The organism is Chryseobacterium sp. YR221, assembly GCF_900176315.1.
Taxonomy (GTDB): domain Bacteria; phylum Bacteroidota; class Bacteroidia; order Flavobacteriales; family Weeksellaceae; genus Chryseobacterium; species Chryseobacterium rhizosphaerae.
This window is the reverse complement of the sequence record NZ_FWXM01000002.1, coordinates 127,994-143,460: the sequence shown is the minus strand read 5'-3', so window position 1 is coordinate 143,460 and position 15,467 is coordinate 127,994. Positions and strand designations below refer to the sequence as shown.

The following is a 15,467-nucleotide window of genomic DNA, read 5'->3' as shown; positions in this document are numbered from 1 at the left end:
GAACCCTATTTTCAAATTGTTTTTATTTTATTGCTGACTTTACTGCAAATTCTTCTGCAATTTCTTCCATCCACTGCGCTACATCCTCCTCTCCGGTAGCTCTCTGGTATGTACTTCCTAAAGATACTAAGATCTGGTGGATAAACATCTTCATTTGATCTACAGGCATTTCTTTAGTCCAAAGGTCTATTCTCAAAGCTTCCATTGCTTTATCATCCCATACAGAGATCATGGTTGCTTTAGTTTCTTCCTTTTCAACTCCGCCATCCTGTGCATTCCATGTTATACTTTCAGGGATGTGGTTTTCATCCAGCTCTACATCTATCGTAATCTGAGTCTTTCTCATTTTTCTATTTTTCTAAATTCTAAATTTTCTATTATTTAAGTTTCGGTTTATAACCGGACTGATTAAAGATTGTCGTCGCGTCCATTTTCAGGAAAGCAGTCAGTTTTGTTTCAGGTTTTTCTTTAAGATAAGCTTTACAAATCTGCCATCCTGTAAAAATTCCAATTTGTGGTGAAGATTCATTATCAATCTCTGTATAAAATTTGGAGAAGGGGCCCGGAGCAATAAAACGTTCTCCTAACCTTGGATCATCCCCAAAAAGCAGATTGCTTTCCACAAAATAATTCCAGATATTCGCTTCATTTACCTTAGCCCATTCATATTGTTTCTGGGTATAATTCATTTTAAGGTAATCAGGAAAATCCGGTAAGAAAGCATCCTGAAGAGTCATTACCTTTCCGTTCAGAATTACCTGGTCAATAAATTTCTGGTGATCCGGAGATTCTGTAACAATATTTTCAGCAAATAACTGTGAAACCTTAGGAACAATATTCTGAGGATTCATCGATTTCTGGAAATACAGTTCCAATCCTTTGTAATGAGGATTGCCATCACCCATAAAACCTGTAATATCTATAAACAGGAGATTCCCTTTTTCATCATAAAAAATAGGATCCTGTACCATCTGTAATGCAGATGAAAAAAGATATACTTTAGGACTTTTGAACTGTGGAAAATAATATTTGATATGTGAAAATAAATCCTGCAGTTCCTTCTGAAGTTTTACTCCATCAATTTTTCCAATCGCTTCTTTATAGATTTTTATTTCTTCAGTATCAGCTCTTCTTTTCTGAAAGTCAGCATCAGAAACACTTCCCTGAAACCAGGGAAACTTAGTTTTAAACTGATCTAACGGAATTCCCGGATTATAAAATTCTTTTGAAATATCCGTCACTTCAACTTTTTCAGCGGTATTGGTTATTTCTACCTTCCATTGATTTTCCGGTTCTTTTTTACAGGAATCTAAGCCCAAAACTAAAACAGAAGAAAGCGCAATAAATCTAAAAATCTTCATTATTTTTACATGAAATTAAGTTTACAAAAATAAGGATTAAAAAGACAATTAATGATGAAAATTAAAATATTTACAGCACTATTTCTTATTTTGGGATTTTCTTTTTTCTACGGTCAAAAGCTTGAGTTTAAAGATAAAAACTTTGAAAAAGCAGTCCTTGAAAATTTTGATCTGAATAAGAATGGAATATTGGAAAAGACCGAAATAAGTATGATCACAAACTTATTTTTAGTTCAGAAAGGAATTACATCAGCAGAGGATTTACGTTTTTTTGAGCATGTAAAAATGGTTATTCTGGATGATAATATTATTTCCAATATAGCGATAAGCAATATGGATAATCTGGAACTGTTCTCATGCACAGGATGTAAGGTTTCCTCATTCAGTGCTGAAAACCTGAAAAGTATGACCTCGTTATATCTTGACAATAATCTTTTGGAAACAATTTCATTAAAGGTAGCGCCAAAAATTAATCAATTAACATTATCTTTAAATCAACTAAAAACTATCGATTTGACTTCATTTAAAAAATTAAGAAAGTTGAATCTTGAGCATAATAAACTCCAAAAACTGGATATTTCAGAAAATACTGATCTTCAGACAGTGAACGTTGGCGGAAATAAAATGAAAGATGCAGATATAAAGAAGGGAATGAAAACCAATATTACTATTTTTGGAACCGAAGAATAAACTAATGATATGAGAATAGAGACGGATCGACTGATTTTAAGACAGCTTGAGGATAATGACTGTGAACGGATGTTTCTTATGGATTCTGATCCTGAGGTGATGAAATATCTTGGAACACCGGTAGCAAGCATCCAGGAATCAAAAGAGATGATAAAAATGATTCAGAAGCAATATGAGGAAAATGGAGTGGGAAGGCTTGCTGTTATAGAAAAAGAAAGTGGACTGATGATAGGGTGGAGTGGACTGAAATTATTAACTCAACCCATCAATAACCATGTCGATACATTGGATCTTGGATATCGTTTCATCCCTGAATTCTGGGGAAAAGGCTATGCCATGGAAACAGCGATAGCTGTTCTTCATTATGGTTTTCATGAATTGAATGCAGATGCTATATACGCTTATGCAGATTCCGGAAATACAGGATCCAATTATATTTTAGGCAAATTGGGGTTTGAACGAACCGGAGAGTTTGAGGATTCTGGAGTACTCTGCTGCTGGTATGAACTGAAACGTGAAAAATATCTTTAATATAAATATGACAATACGCAAAGAGGAAGAAAAAGACCATAAAAAAGTATTTCAGCTTATAGAAGAAGCTTTTAGGAATATGGAACATAGCGACTATCAGGAACATTTTCTTGTTGAAAAATTAAGAAAATCGGATGCTTTTATCCCCGAACTGTCTTTGGTAGCAGAAGATGAGCAGGGTGAAATTACCGGTCATATTCTCTTCACAAAAATCAAAATAGATAATGGCCCAGAATCTTATGAATCATTAGCATTAGCTCCTGTTTCAGTAAAACCTGAGTTTCAGAATAAAGGAGTGGGTGGCAAACTTATTCTTCAAGGACATGCGATAGCCAGGGAACTAGGCTATTCCTCAATTATACTTATCGGACATGAGAATTATTATCCAAGATTTGGTTACGAAAAAACCAGTAATTTTGGAATCTCTTTTCCATTTGATATTTCGGAAGAAAACGGAATGGCTATTGAGTTGACAGAGAACGGATTAAAAAATAAAAAAGGGGTGGTGAAATACCCTAAAGAATTTGGAATAGACTAAAAAATATAAACAATGCAGACACAAAAAGTGATAGATCATATTGTAAGCTGGTTAAAAGATTATGCAACAAAAGCTAAAGTAAACGGGTATGTATTAGGTGTTTCCGGAGGCGTAGATTCCGGAGTGGTTTCGACTCTGGCGGCAATGACCGGTCTGAAAACATTATTGATCGAGATGCCTATCCGTCAGAAAGCTGATCAGGTAGATAGAGCAAGGGAACATATGAATGATTTGAAGTCAAGATTCCCGAATGTAGAAGTGATGTCTGTGGATCTTACGCCTGCATTTGAAGAACTTTATAAAACTTTTGATGTAAAAGATGATTTATATCCCAATGAAAAATTAGCTTTTGCCAATACAAGATCCCGTTTAAGAATGCTTACCCTTTACTATTATGGGCAGCTTAACGGACTTTTAGTATGTGGAACCGGAAATAAAGTTGAAGATTTCGGAATCGGATTTTATACAAAATACGGAGATGGTGGTGTAGATGTTTCTCCCATTGCAGACCTTTATAAAACAGAAGTTTATACCCTTGCAAAAGGATTAAACCTTATTAAAAGTATTCAGGAAGCGATTCCTACGGATGGACTTTGGGATGTAGACCGTACAGACGAACAGCAGATTGGAGCTACGTATCCGGAACTGGAAAAAATTCAGAAAGAATATGGATCCAAAACGGTAGAAGATTATGAAGGAAGAGATAAAGAAGTCTTTTTAATCTTCGACAGAATGCATAAAGCGGCCAAACATAAAATGGATCCCATTCCCATCTGTGATATTCCGGAAGAGTGGAGAAGCTAATAAAATTGTTGTATTATTAATAGAGTATTACCATGAACAGTAAAATAAGATCAGTTTTTTTTATATGCCTGGGACTTCTTTTTGGAATGTCTGTCATGTATATTTACAATAATTTTATTGCAGATAAAAAAGACCAGGCCGCTACAAAAAAAGAAACTGTAAGTTACGGAAGTACATCTGCTCAAGATGGGTACACTAACGGAACATCATCTGCCCAAATTTCCATTGATAAGTTAACAGAAGAAAAAACCGTTATTACCTATGTGAAACAAAACCATAGGCTGCCTGATTACTATCTTACAAAAAATGAGGCCCGAAAACTGGGATGGAATCCTTCAAAAGGAAATCTTTGTGAAGTGCTTCCCGGGAAGGCTATTGGAGGAGATAAATTCGGAAACAGGGAAGGACGGTTGCCGGGTGGCGAAAAATACTTTGAAGCCGATGTTAATTATCAATGCGGAGGTAGAAATGCAGACCGAATCATATACACTGAAAATGGCGACGTCTACCTTACTAAGAATCATTATAAGAGTTTTGACAAACAGTAAATAGTCATTGCTTTATCACTTACGTTCCTCGCCATGACAATTGGTATATTGTATTTTAAATTATTGTATTAATTTTGAAAAATAATAATCTCTTTTATCTGCTATTGGCTTTGCTCCTGATTATCTCATGTTCGGAAAAACAGAAGATGAAGATCGAGGAAAGGCGTAAACCCGCGATTACCATTCTTATACAGCCATTTAAAGATGTTAAACCAGAAAGTTTGGAAACCGTGGCAGAAGGAATTAGGGAGGTTTATCCGAATGTCAAAGTACTTGATGCTATAGATTTTCCGGAAAATACTTATTATAAAGAGAGAAACCGGTACAGGGCTGATTCAATTATCAAGTTCTTGAGTAAAAGGACAAAAGAAGGTTTTGTAACAATAGGATTAACCTCGAAAGATATTAGTGCTACCAGAGGGGAAATCAGAGACTTTGGAATTATGGGATTGGGATATACTCCCGGAAAGGCCTGTGTAGCATCAAAATTTAGGTTAAGTAAAGAAAATTCTGATGAACAGTTTTTTAAAATAGCCATTCATGAGCTTGGCCATACGCAGGGGCTTCCACATTGCCCGGAAAAAATGTGCTTTATGAGAAATGCAGAAGGTAAAAACCCCACCAATGAGGAAACCGGGTTCTGCAAGAAATGTAAAAGTTTTTTAATCAAAAAAAATTGGAAATTCAGTTCAATATGAAGACAGTATATATAGATTTTACAGACATAGGCGATTATGAAGATTTTTACGCCCAATTAAAGGAAAAAATTCAGCTTCCTGAATACTTTGGGGATAATCTTGATGCGCTTTATGATACCATTACAGGAGACCTGGAAATGCCTCTCCACATTGAATTCGTAAATATGACAGTAGATCAGCTTGAAATTTTCGAAGATCTGCTTACCAGTTTGGAAGATGCTGAAGAAGAAGTTGAAGACTTTAGTTTCAGTTATTATCTGGAGCAATATGAAGATGAAGATGAAGACGATGAGGATGTAGAATCAGAAGAAGAAAAATAAACGAAAAATAGAAAGAGATTGTTTCATAAATAGAAACAGCCTCTTTTTTTGATCTGTGGTTTTATTTACCATGTGATGCAAAATTGATTGAAAAATAAAAACCTGCAGAAAACTCTGCAGGTTTTTATAAGTCTATTTGTCTTGTTACAGATTCACTCTTTCTTACAAGAACGTTGAATCAAAATAAAAAGGGAGAAGATCTTTTACGGCGTGTACTTTTACAACCTCATCATTCATGCTTGAAAAATAGAGATCAATGTCTTCACTTTGTTTTGTTTCATATTCTATTAAACTCTGACGGCATGCTCCGCAAGGAGGAATCGGCGGATTGCTTTCATGAAATTCTTTAGGACCTCCTACGACGAAGATCTTTTTTATTTTCACATCCGGAAAATTAGCAGCTACCCAAAAAAGAGTGGTTCTTTCAGCACAAAGTCCTGATGGAAATGCAGCATTCTCCTGATTATTGCCGGAATAGATTTCTCCATTTTCCAATAATACGGAACACCCTACCAAAAATTGGGAATAAGGTGCGTAAGCGTTTTCACGAGCCGCTTTGGCTCTTGCTAATAATGTATTTTCTATATCACTCAGCTCACTGCTATTTTTAAAATATTCGTAACTGATCTGTATGTCTTTTTTCATATATTGTAGACTAAAAAAGGGGGGTAAAATTACTTCTTTTTAATGAAGTGGGCAATATTTATTCTTCTGGAGTTAAGTTGAATTTTTTTAAAAAGATAAAATGTTATATACACCAATACAATTCAGAAATGTAGAGCTAAAAAACCGATGGGTAATGTCACCTATGTGTATGTATTCATGTGAAAACGGAATGGCCAATGATTTTCATTTTGTACATTATGGAAGCAGAGCACAGGGAGGTACAGGACTGATTGTGATAGAGGCTACAGGAGTAGAACCCCGGGGAAGGATTACCAATCATTGTATGGGAATCTGGAATGATGAGCAGGCGGAAAAACTACAGAGAATAGTAGAGTTTGTACATACCCACTCAGATTCCAAAATAGGAATCCAGCTGGCACATGCTGGTAGAAAGGGCTCTACCTGGAACAATCATCAGATCTCTATTGAAGAAGGCTGGGAAACGATTGCTCCTAGTCCTATTCCTTATCATCCTTCAGAAAGAATTCCACATGTGCTGACTACTGATGAGGTAAAAGGGCTTGTGCTCAACTTTAAAGAGGCAGCAAGAAGAGCTGTAAAAGCAGGTTTTGATATTATTGAACTTCATGGGGCACACGGATATCTTATCCATCAGTTTCTTTCGCCACTTTCCAATATAAGAACCGATGAATATGGCGGAAGTTTTGAAAACAGAATCCGTTTTCTGTTGGAGATTGTAGAGGCCGTAAATGAAGAGCTGAATGCAGAAACGGCACTTTTTGTAAGGGTTTCCGGAACAGAATATGCTGAAAACGGATGGGATATTGAAAGCAGTGTGGCTTTAGCTAAAGTTTTAAAAGACTATTCCGTTGATCTGGTAGATGTATCGAGTGGAGGAAATATTCATGGAGCTAAAATTTCAGTTTTTGATGGCTATCAGGTTCCATTTTCTTCACAGATAAGAAATGAGGCCGCTGTTAAGACAGGTGCTGTAGGTTTGATTACTGAAGTTGAACAGGCTGAAGAAATCCTTCAGAATGGAAATGCCGATCTTATATTTGTAGCACGGGAAATCTTGAGAAATCCATACATAGCGGTTCAGGGGTCATTTGAGATGAAAGAAGAATGTTTTTTTCCTCATCAATATACAAGGGCGAAAATCTCATCATAAATACGTGTAATATAGTTTAATACTGCAGAAATGGATATTGAAGATTTCATGCTGACCTGTCCCAGTAAAAAATTTCTGGGAGTAGAATGCCTTGGGTGTGGTGCTCAAAGAGCTATTGTGCTGGTATTTGAAGGAAAGTTTTCAGAGGCTTTTCATATGTATCCTGCCGTATATACTTTATTATTGTTTTTCTTTACCCTTGGCTGGAGTTTCATCGACAAGAAAAGAAAATATGGTGTTGCTTTAGGGATTATGGTGGTAATCAATCTTTTAATTATGATTGCCGCTTATATTTATAAACATAATATTTTTGAAACCGTTTAACGTTTTGTAATTAATTGTTAATCATTCTTATAATGGTCTACAGAAGACTGAAAAATCCAATATGAAAACTTTCCTGTTGTTTGTTTTGTTTCCGGTGATTCTATTTTCACAAACGAGTACCATGATGAAGAATCTGGATGATACTCAAAAGAAAATTCTTTTGAACCTGGTAAAAGAAGATGCGAAAGTATCCATTTTCTCTATACAGCATCAGCAATACCTTGATTCCATTCTTATTATTTTACCTAAAGAAGCCTTTTTCTGGCAACAAAAAGCAATGCCGCTGTTCAAACAAAAAAAATATGAATTGGGTATGGTATATCTGAATAAAGCCGTTGAATTAGATAAAACCAATCACTACAAAGAATACAGGGCATTTATAAAATGTGTATTTCAAAAAAATTATACGGAAGCCCTGAATGAATTTAAAGCTCTTTCAGAAGAAAATGAGAATGGAGTTATTATGGATCATCCCTATACGTTTTGGATGGCTTTATGTTACCTGCAGTTAAATCAATTTGATATATCCAAAAGATATATGGAAAAAGCTGTTGCTTTCGGAAAGAAATACAATGAGGTGAATCCTTATGAAATGTTTTATCTGGGAGTTATAGAATATGAAAAAGGTAATTATCAGGAAGCCATAAAAAATCTCGATATATCCTTGAAGTATTATAAAGATTTTGCTGATGCTAAGTATTACAAAGCTTTGTCATTAGCCAGAACTGACAAAAAAGAAGAAGCCGGCAAATTACTTCTGGAGTCAAAAGAGAATTTTGAAACAGGAAAATCTTTCAATGAAGGAAATTCTTTATACGAGACATTTCCCTATCAGGTTTCCAGGCTTAGCTACATCAGTATGGAGGCATTGTAAAAGAAGAACAGCAAATCATCAATAAAAACACATGAAATTATTGAATGAAATATAAGCTTAAAATCACAGAGTTAGAGGGGAAATCCTCTTGAATTAGAATTCAAAATCCGGTAAAAAGTCGTAGAACTACTACAATTTATGAAACTGTTGCTTAAAAACTTTTTAGATTAGAACATGAACTCTATCTTTGTTATATAAATCCTATATACGGGAACAATCATTAAGGATAAAATTTAAGAAATGGCAGGAAATTCAAGAGGAATCTTAAAATTCAATGGAGGTGAAGGTCAAAAGTTATTAAAGCTTAATTACAGCGTATCAAGAGCTACAGATGTTTCAGGACGTGTAGCATCTGATCCGACAAACGCCCTTATTAAAGTAACGATTGAAGCAACAGAAAAATCTGATGTTTTGGAAAGCTTACTCAACAGCAAATACAAGCCTACAAACGGAGAAATTAATTTCAATAAATCTCATGAAGAGGGAACATTGATCTCTTTAAAATGGGAGAATGGATATGTGATCCAGCACGAAGTAGACTTTGATGCTTTAGACAGCAACAATATGCTGATCAGCTTTGTAGTTAGTGCAGAAAGTATTACGTACGGAAATTCATCTTATGACGGACTTTGGCCTATGAGCTAGATCCTCAGTGTTGAGATATAAAAAGGCTGTCCTCTTAAGACGGTCTTTTTTTACCTATTATAAAACCTGATTTCAGGGATTATTATTTACTAAGTCCCGTTTTATAAAAAAATTAAAAACCTTAACAAATCACTACAAAATATGTCAAACACATCTGGAAGAAGTGCAGGATCTTTTCGTCCGACACAAAATGCAGACGGTGTATCTGAAAATCACCATACTGGAATTAACCGCCTGGTAAAGCTTTCTTTGGTTATAGAAGGAAAGATGATCAAATACTATAAACACTTTAAACTTAAGCAAAGTACAAGACGCCACCATGAGTTTACCCTTACTCTGGCACATGATGCGCTGGGAGACAGGCAAACCCATTCACTGGAAGAGGCTAATAAGTTTCTGGGTAAGCGTCTTACGGCAGTACTCTCTTATAAAGATATAGACAACAGTCCGGAAAGAACTTTTGTGGGAGTTATTACGGGAGTAGGATTCAGCCAGGAGAAAATGAGCCTGGGAAATGTCGTGCTTACGGGTTGTAGCCCAACCATTCTGCTTGATGGGGCACCACATATTCAGAGTTTTGGAGGTACTCAGCCTGTTAATATGGGAATTATTGCTGATGAAGTGATTAAACAGGGGATTGACAAAGGTCGTTTTGATATCAGGGTGGATGCCAATAATTTTTCACAGATTATCTACAGCAGCCAATATGACGAAACCCATTACAATTATCTGGCGAGGATGGCAGAAGCCTATGGAGAGCAATTCTATTACGATGGGGAAGTGCTTCATTTCGGAAAACTGCCCCCACAAAACAAACCTATTGTATTGACCTATGGAAGCAGTGCCAATGATATAAAGGTTGACCTGAAAGCTGTTCATACCCGACCGCAATTCTACGGCTACAACAGTAATAAAGATGAAAAGCTGACTTCAGGATCCACCCCGATTAAGCATGTGGGAGATCTGGCTAAAACAGCATACAGCCATAACGATTCTATCTATAAAACTCCTGCATTACAAATAGCTCCTGTAAAAGCAGCTACGCATCTCGATGTTGAATATTCACAGAAAAGCGCTTCAGGAAGTGAAGCGGTAAATGTTTTTTCTATCTCAGGAAATACAACGGTTCCTTTTCTGCATCCCGGATGTGTAGTAGATATGCAGATGCGTAAACCGGATTCTAATGAAACCTCTTATTTCACTAGAATTATGATTACAGAAGCAGAACATGAAATTGATACTATAGGTCATTATCAGGGAAGCTTTGTAGGAATAGCTTCAGATACGGGTTTTCTTCCCAAACCGGAATACACGGTTCCAAAAGCAGAGCCACAGACCGCAACGGTAATCTCCAATACGGATCCTGAAGGACAAGGAAGAATACAGGTGAGATTCGACTGGCAGACCAATGACACTACCCACTTTATCCGAATGATGAGCCCTGATGCCGGAGGAACGGATCAGATTTCTCAAAACAGAGGATATGTAGCCATTCCTGAAGTAGGAGACCAGGTGATGGTTAATTTTGTTCACAGTCATCCGGACAGACCTTTCGTAATGGGAGGAATGTTCCATGGAGGGGTAGCGTTAGGGGGAGGTGTCAATAACCATTTGAAATCAATACAAACCCGAAGTGGGATCAGAATCTTAATGAATGATCAGGAAGGAAGTGTAACGATCCTTGATCCAAGTGGCAATAGCTATTTTATGGATGGTAAAGGAAATATCAGCATGAAAGCTCCGAAAAATTTCACGTTAAATGCCGGTGAGAATATCAATATCAGTGCAGGAAAGGAAATCTCTGTGAGTGCAGGGGCAAGTATTACCAGTACTGCCAATGAAGATATTATTTCTACCGCCGGAAAAGATATGAAACTAACGGCATCAGGGGATATCACAGAATCTTCGGATACCAGAACAGAAATGGTGGAAAAAGAATTTAAAAGACAGTCTGAAACGTCTAATGAAATAGCCGGTGAAATTTCTATGTTTAGCGAACTTGAGAATATGACCATGCAGAGCGGAAAAATTGTAGAATTCAACAGTGCTGAAAAATCAAAATTATTCTGATATGGCCATTATAAAGACAGCAACTAATATAAAAATAACGGTCAAAGATTCTTATCATCTGAACGTGGGGAAAAAAGTTGAAAAAATAGCAAAGAAGATCAACGTTGAAGCACAAAGAGATAACCTTGTGTTAGCAAGTAATAAGAAAATCATGTCTCATGGGAATAAATAAATGTAGTTTTTTTCTTGATATGGTTTCTTATCAAAGAATTTGCAGTTAAAGTTAATAAAGACAATCAAACTATTTCTGTCAATCAATTTTTAGTGAAAAACTATGCATAATAATCAATTTGGAAATTATACACCGCCAGCACCCCCAAAAGGGCAGATAGACATTAGAATCGGTGTTTTTTTTGACGGTACACAGAATAACAGAAGAAATTCACAAGCTGCAGGAAACGAACCTGGATATAAACCTACTGCTGAAGAGAAAGCAGCTTACAAAAAACATTCAAATAAATCTGATGATAGCTATACTAATGATTTATCTAACGTAGCCAGAAAAGAATACTGGTATAATGAAGATAAAAGCAAGTATATCAGTAAAGTATATATCGAAGGGATTGCAACAGAAGATTTACAGGGAGATGTGGATAAAAAGACAAATCATAAAGGTGTGGCTTACGGTGCAGGAAGCACAGGGGTAATAGCGAAGGTTCAAAAAGGCTGTCAAAGAGTAGCTGAGAAAATTAATGAGCTTAAAGGCAGGTTTGAAATAAATACCATTATACTAGATGTTTTTGGTTTTAGCCGAGGTGCTGCAGCGGCAAGGAATTTCGTATATGAAGTGACGCAAACGAAACCAAGGAATGGGCTGTTAGGGTTTATTTTAGATAACGATAAAATAGAATATGGATCCCTTCAAATTAGATTTCTTGGGGTATATGATACTGTATCCTCCTATGATCCTAAAGCGAGTGAAATTACAGTACACCCCGATTTTAACAATGATGTAGGAGAGCTGAATTTAAACACATTAAAAGCAAAGAAAATTATTCATTTATGTGCTTCAGATGAGCATAGAGAAAATTTTATGCTGACAAGAGTAAGGCTAGCGCCAGGAGGTAAAGATTTTTTTCTACCGGGTGTTCACTCTGATGTTGGTGGATGTTACACTCATAATATGCCTGAAAGTAAACAGATCATGGATTTTGATAATACTGTGGGAGATGGTTTGAGTGATGCAGACTATGATAGGGCCTTAAATATTGATTTAAATAATCTTATTGAGCAAGGTTGGTTTAAGCGCAGTGAAGTGGTAGCTCCCAATTCATGGCATGAAACATACATTAATAGAGAAAAAATAAGTAACAGGTATAGTTTTATTCCTCTGCATATAATGAGTGAACAGGTTAATGAAAACTATTCTAATACAATTGATATAACCAATTTAAATAAGTCATATCGTATTCCTAACGGGACTGAAGATAAATATTATCCGCTGGATTTAACTAAGGTTAAAAAACGGCTCGATGAATATGTCAGCGGGTCGGCTCCTGAGATGACTTATTATACGAATACAGAAATTGAAGCACTACGAAAGCAACTAGCAGCTAAAAAAATAACCGCAGAGAAATTTAATCGAATTGTACAGGATCACAATTTACTAATATATTTAAGAAACAGATACTTACACTGGAACTCAAAATTTGGAGATATTGGGTATAATCCTCATTTCACCTTTGACAAAAAAACATTACAAATAAAAAGATTTCGAGAAATGGCTTTTAACTCATGAAAATACCTGTAAAACATATACTCTTCAGACTTATTATATTGCTTATCCCTTATTTAGGGTTTTATTTTATGTTTGCAGAAAGCGGTTTCAAGGGACAAACCTATGATTTAGATGAACTCCCTTTGTATTTGTTTTTTGCTTTGTTTGGTTATGTTTTTGTAGAGATATTTTATTGGAAATATAAAAAAGATAAAAATAAACTTATTGCGAATATATGTTTGATCGTATTTTTCACATTGCTTTATTTTATATTACCTCACCGAAGATATTTTAATTAAAATCTCAAAAAGAAATGCATTTTAAAACGAATATAATTTATTGTTTACTTTTCATCAGTACTTTAATCTCATGCCAAAATAAAATGGAAAAATACAAATGGCTTCCCACGGAAAGTTCACCCCTTCTATATCCTATGAATATTTATAAAGGTCATCTTTTTCTTGAAGATGGCAGCAGTGTATATATTCCTTGTTCGGGTAGTTCTCATACAGGTTGGGGCTATAGCGGATCTATGCATACTCAGGGAAGTGATTTAAAAGCTGTTCCCATTAAGCTTGAGGTAACCTGGGCATCATTTTTAGAAAATAAATTTTATACCGGAAGCTGGGACTTGCCTGTAGATAAAATAAAAGAACTTTTTAAAGAAGGAACCGTTAATTGGAGAACCAATGAAAAAGAAGGCTATTCCTCTGTTGTCGTAGGACTGGCCCCTGGAGGAGTGGTAGTAGTCTGGATGTATGGTAATGATCAGCAGGTAGAAATAGGACGATACCAGGCAAAAGAAACTTCTGTATCTATGAAAGATTATGTTCCCGGAAATCCTACCATAACGCAGGAAGAATATTTTGATATGAGTAAATCTGTTCCTGAGGCATATGAAAATATGAAGAAAAATGGAATTCAGTTTGGGATTTGGGATACCTACCGTAAAAAATATAACTGGAGAACCAGCATAGAAATTCCTAATCATACTTTCAAAAATGTGACATTGGAAATGTATAACGGAGAGGAGGAAACATTGTTTAATGAGACCATTAACAAAAATCCTTTTAAGGAAAGAGCGATCCCACGTCTGTTATCTTATTTATTTGAAGACAAAAATGGTAAGCAAACAGTTTTTGAAGTAAGATACTTCGATGAAGAAGAGATATTTTCATTATTTAAAAAAGTAGATGAAAACAAACCTATAGAGATTGTCCTTCGTATGAATGAATATCTGACCAATAGAAGACTGATCTTAAAACAAGGAAATAATGAGTTTCCTATACAGAAAATTGATTATGACAATATGTGGGAACTTAAAAAATATAAGTCAAAATAATGTAAAACCAGGATTACATGATGATCTGCATAATATGGAGAAGGATGTAATCGTAAGCGTTGTAAAGTAAATATTGAAATTATGGGCATAGCTCTGCTGGCAACAACATCTCAGAAAAAATAGTATGCCGGTAGAAAAATAAAGTGGGAAGATGATTTTATGCAGAAATTTAATAAACATATCGTTCAACAAGAAGAAACTTTAAAAAGCATTGCCGCTTTTTATGACCTGGATACGGATGCTTTAAAGCTATTTCACAATAATCTTTGTCAGGTAAAAGATATGATCCTCATAGAACTGACCGGGCAAAAGGAGCTCTTTATTCCAAGAACGGCAGTAGCAGACAAAAATAAACTGGTGAAGTTCGGGAGAGGAAACAGCCTGATTTTTCAACCAGGTAATTCATTTTTTAAATATGGGGTGATCATTAATCTGGAAAGGGGAGATCATAAAAATGAGCTGAAATACGAAACCTCAGTACGCTGGCTGAAAAGTGAAAATAACCTGCATTTTTTTGAAATTGACCGAACCTCTAATCTGTTTCTGAATGAAGAAGAAGTAAATGAGATTGCTGATACACTGGCCTATAAAACATCAAAAGTTTTATATCCTTTACAGGTAAGTGTAGATCAATATGGAAAATTCAGTGCAGTTGAAAACCTTTCCGTTTTCAGTGAGCGGTGGCCGGATGTTAAAAATGAAGTCTATAAAGAATTTGAAGGAGAAATAGTGGATGAATATTGCAGAAAGATTGAAGCGATACTGGATGAGCCGGATGCAATCAGCCTGTATCTTAAAAATGATTATTTCATCAGAACACTATTCTTCGGAGTCTATCAGCGTTTTGGGCAGAATTATCAAATTGAGGGAACAGAAAGTTTTCCTGTTGTAAATAACCCTATAGAGCCCCGGTATAAAATAAAACTGGAGATCGACCCGCTGAAAGATGAATACGATCTTGTGAATATTGGAGGAGAAGGAAAATTGCATGATGAAAGAGATGTATATGACTTTATCAACGAATCACCTTTTTCATTAATTATTGATGATAACCCAACAATCAATCACCAGGGAGATTTTAGGATAAAATATTATCTCAACGGAAAACTCCAGCTTCCCGAATCCATGTATATGGAGTGCAGTATTATGCTGAAGGAAGAAAAAAAAATATCAGTAGTAGTATCCGCCCTGACGGAACAGTAAAAAA

General features: G+C 35.6%; 19 protein-coding genes. 16 read left to right on the top strand and 3 right to left on the bottom strand.

What is annotated here, in order from left to right:
- Positions 1-22: 22 nt before the first annotated feature.
- Both gldC and B8967_RS22410 read right to left on the bottom strand, forming a co-directional pair.
- Positions 23-346 carry a gliding motility protein GldC gene (gene gldC, locus B8967_RS05630; protein ID WP_047492191.1) on the bottom strand — a complete coding sequence of 108 codons (324 nt, stop codon included), beginning with the start codon at positions 344-346 and terminating at the stop codon, positions 23-25.
- Positions 347-377: 31 nt separating this feature from the next.
- On the bottom strand, positions 378-1,361 hold the full coding sequence (locus B8967_RS22410) for a gliding motility lipoprotein GldB (RefSeq protein ID WP_084085087.1): 984 nt from the start codon (positions 1,359-1,361) through the stop codon (positions 378-380).
- A 51-nt stretch (positions 1,362-1,412) separates the two neighbouring features.
- Here B8967_RS22410 and B8967_RS05620 point away from each other — a divergent pair, with 51 nt between their 5' ends.
- From B8967_RS05620 to B8967_RS05590, 7 genes are all read left to right on the top strand, one after another.
- Positions 1,413-2,051, top strand: coding sequence for a leucine-rich repeat domain-containing protein (locus B8967_RS05620; RefSeq protein ID WP_084085085.1), 639 nt, complete (start codon positions 1,413-1,415; stop codon positions 2,049-2,051).
- A gap of 9 nt (positions 2,052-2,060) precedes the next feature.
- Positions 2,061-2,582, top strand: coding sequence for a GNAT family N-acetyltransferase (locus B8967_RS05615; RefSeq protein ID WP_084085083.1), 522 nt, complete (start codon positions 2,061-2,063; stop codon positions 2,580-2,582).
- A gap of 7 nt (positions 2,583-2,589) precedes the next feature.
- On the top strand, positions 2,590-3,120 hold the full coding sequence (locus tag B8967_RS05610; protein ID WP_084085862.1) for a GNAT family N-acetyltransferase: 531 nt from the start codon (positions 2,590-2,592) through the stop codon (positions 3,118-3,120).
- Between the two features lie 12 nt (positions 3,121-3,132).
- On the top strand, positions 3,133-3,924 hold the full coding sequence (gene nadE / locus B8967_RS05605; protein WP_084085081.1) for an NAD(+) synthase: 792 nt from the start codon (positions 3,133-3,135) through the stop codon (positions 3,922-3,924).
- Between the two features lie 32 nt (positions 3,925-3,956).
- Positions 3,957-4,472, top strand: coding sequence for a ribonuclease domain-containing protein (locus B8967_RS05600; protein ID WP_047492205.1), 516 nt, complete (start codon positions 3,957-3,959; stop codon positions 4,470-4,472).
- Between the two features lie 146 nt (positions 4,473-4,618).
- A complete protein-coding gene (locus tag B8967_RS05595; RefSeq protein WP_084085079.1) occupies positions 4,619-5,170 on the top strand; it encodes a hypothetical protein in 552 nt (183 codons plus the stop codon).
- Positions 5,167-5,490, top strand: coding sequence for a barstar family protein (locus B8967_RS05590; protein WP_084085077.1), 324 nt, complete (start codon positions 5,167-5,169; stop codon positions 5,488-5,490). The genes B8967_RS05595 and B8967_RS05590 overlap by 4 nt, the downstream gene beginning before the upstream one ends.
- A 162-nt stretch (positions 5,491-5,652) precedes the next feature.
- Here B8967_RS05590 and B8967_RS05585 read toward each other — a convergent pair whose 3' ends face one another.
- Positions 5,653-6,135, bottom strand: coding sequence for a cytidine deaminase (locus tag B8967_RS05585; RefSeq protein WP_084085075.1), 483 nt, complete (start codon positions 6,133-6,135; stop codon positions 5,653-5,655).
- 100 nt (positions 6,136-6,235) lie between these two features.
- Between B8967_RS05585 and namA the strand changes: the two genes are divergently transcribed.
- From namA to B8967_RS05540, 9 genes are all read left to right on the top strand, one after another.
- Positions 6,236-7,288, top strand: coding sequence for an NADPH dehydrogenase NamA (gene namA / locus B8967_RS05580; protein WP_084085073.1), 1,053 nt, complete (start codon positions 6,236-6,238; stop codon positions 7,286-7,288).
- Between the two features lie 30 nt (positions 7,289-7,318).
- Positions 7,319-7,612: a DUF2752 domain-containing protein gene (locus B8967_RS05575; RefSeq protein ID WP_084085071.1), complete on the top strand. Its 294-nt coding sequence runs from the start codon at positions 7,319-7,321 to the stop codon at positions 7,610-7,612.
- A 61-nt stretch (positions 7,613-7,673) separates the two neighbouring features.
- Positions 7,674-8,486, top strand: coding sequence for a tetratricopeptide repeat protein (locus tag B8967_RS05570; protein WP_143330477.1), 813 nt, complete (start codon positions 7,674-7,676; stop codon positions 8,484-8,486).
- Between the two features lie 240 nt (positions 8,487-8,726).
- Positions 8,727-9,131, top strand: a complete 405-nt coding sequence (gene tssD / locus B8967_RS05565) for a type VI secretion system tube protein TssD (protein WP_047492225.1) — start codon at positions 8,727-8,729, stop codon at positions 9,129-9,131.
- Positions 9,132-9,272: 141 nt separating this feature from the next.
- Positions 9,273-11,201: a type VI secretion system Vgr family protein gene (locus B8967_RS05560; RefSeq protein ID WP_084085067.1), complete on the top strand. Its 1,929-nt coding sequence runs from the start codon at positions 9,273-9,275 to the stop codon at positions 11,199-11,201.
- Position 11,202: 1 nt separating this feature from the next.
- Complete coding sequence (locus B8967_RS22405; protein ID WP_156126088.1) at positions 11,203-11,373, top strand: hypothetical protein; 171 nt, start codon at positions 11,203-11,205, stop codon at positions 11,371-11,373.
- A gap of 102 nt (positions 11,374-11,475) precedes the next feature.
- Positions 11,476-12,939, top strand: a complete 1,464-nt coding sequence (locus B8967_RS05555) for a phospholipase effector Tle1 domain-containing protein (RefSeq protein WP_047492233.1) — start codon at positions 11,476-11,478, stop codon at positions 12,937-12,939.
- Positions 12,940-13,300: 361 nt separating this feature from the next.
- The gene (locus tag B8967_RS05545) at positions 13,301-14,260 is read left to right on the top strand and encodes a DUF2931 family protein (protein ID WP_262484683.1); all 960 of its coding nucleotides are present in this window, start codon (positions 13,301-13,303) and stop codon (positions 14,258-14,260) included.
- A gap of 159 nt (positions 14,261-14,419) precedes the next feature.
- Entirely contained in the window at positions 14,420-15,463 is a 1,044-nt protein-coding gene (locus B8967_RS05540) for a hypothetical protein (RefSeq protein ID WP_084085061.1), read from the top strand.
- Positions 15,464-15,467: the final 4 nt, after the last annotated feature.

Bases quoted from the DNA above. Each gene is read 5' to 3' on its own strand.
- gldC (WP_047492191.1), bottom strand. From the start codon at position 346: ATGAGAAAGACTCAGATTACGATAGATGTAGAGCTGGATGAAAACCAC.
- B8967_RS22410 (WP_084085087.1), bottom strand. From the start codon at position 1,361: ATGAAGATTTTTAGATTTATTGCGCTTTCTTCTGTTTTAGTTTTGGGC.
- B8967_RS05620 (WP_084085085.1), top strand. From the start codon at position 1,413: ATGATGAAAATTAAAATATTTACAGCACTATTTCTTATTTTGGGATTT.
- B8967_RS05615 (WP_084085083.1), top strand. From the start codon at position 2,061: ATGAGAATAGAGACGGATCGACTGATTTTAAGACAGCTTGAGGATAAT.
- B8967_RS05610 (WP_084085862.1), top strand. From the start codon at position 2,590: ATGACAATACGCAAAGAGGAAGAAAAAGACCATAAAAAAGTATTTCAG.
- nadE (WP_084085081.1), top strand. From the start codon at position 3,133: ATGCAGACACAAAAAGTGATAGATCATATTGTAAGCTGGTTAAAAGAT.
- B8967_RS05600 (WP_047492205.1), top strand. From the start codon at position 3,957: ATGAACAGTAAAATAAGATCAGTTTTTTTTATATGCCTGGGACTTCTT.
- B8967_RS05595 (WP_084085079.1), top strand. From the start codon at position 4,619: ATGAAGATCGAGGAAAGGCGTAAACCCGCGATTACCATTCTTATACAG.
- B8967_RS05590 (WP_084085077.1), top strand. From the start codon at position 5,167: ATGAAGACAGTATATATAGATTTTACAGACATAGGCGATTATGAAGAT.
- B8967_RS05585 (WP_084085075.1), bottom strand. From the start codon at position 6,135: ATGAAAAAAGACATACAGATCAGTTACGAATATTTTAAAAATAGCAGT.
- namA (WP_084085073.1), top strand. From the start codon at position 6,236: ATGTTATATACACCAATACAATTCAGAAATGTAGAGCTAAAAAACCGA.
- B8967_RS05575 (WP_084085071.1), top strand. From the start codon at position 7,319: ATGGATATTGAAGATTTCATGCTGACCTGTCCCAGTAAAAAATTTCTG.
- B8967_RS05570 (WP_143330477.1), top strand. From the start codon at position 7,674: ATGAAAACTTTCCTGTTGTTTGTTTTGTTTCCGGTGATTCTATTTTCA.
- tssD (WP_047492225.1), top strand. From the start codon at position 8,727: ATGGCAGGAAATTCAAGAGGAATCTTAAAATTCAATGGAGGTGAAGGT.
- B8967_RS05560 (WP_084085067.1), top strand. From the start codon at position 9,273: ATGTCAAACACATCTGGAAGAAGTGCAGGATCTTTTCGTCCGACACAA.
- B8967_RS22405 (WP_156126088.1), top strand. From the start codon at position 11,203: ATGGCCATTATAAAGACAGCAACTAATATAAAAATAACGGTCAAAGAT.
- B8967_RS05555 (WP_047492233.1), top strand. From the start codon at position 11,476: ATGCATAATAATCAATTTGGAAATTATACACCGCCAGCACCCCCAAAA.
- B8967_RS05545 (WP_262484683.1), top strand. From the start codon at position 13,301: ATGGAAAAATACAAATGGCTTCCCACGGAAAGTTCACCCCTTCTATAT.
- B8967_RS05540 (WP_084085061.1), top strand. From the start codon at position 14,420: ATGCAGAAATTTAATAAACATATCGTTCAACAAGAAGAAACTTTAAAA.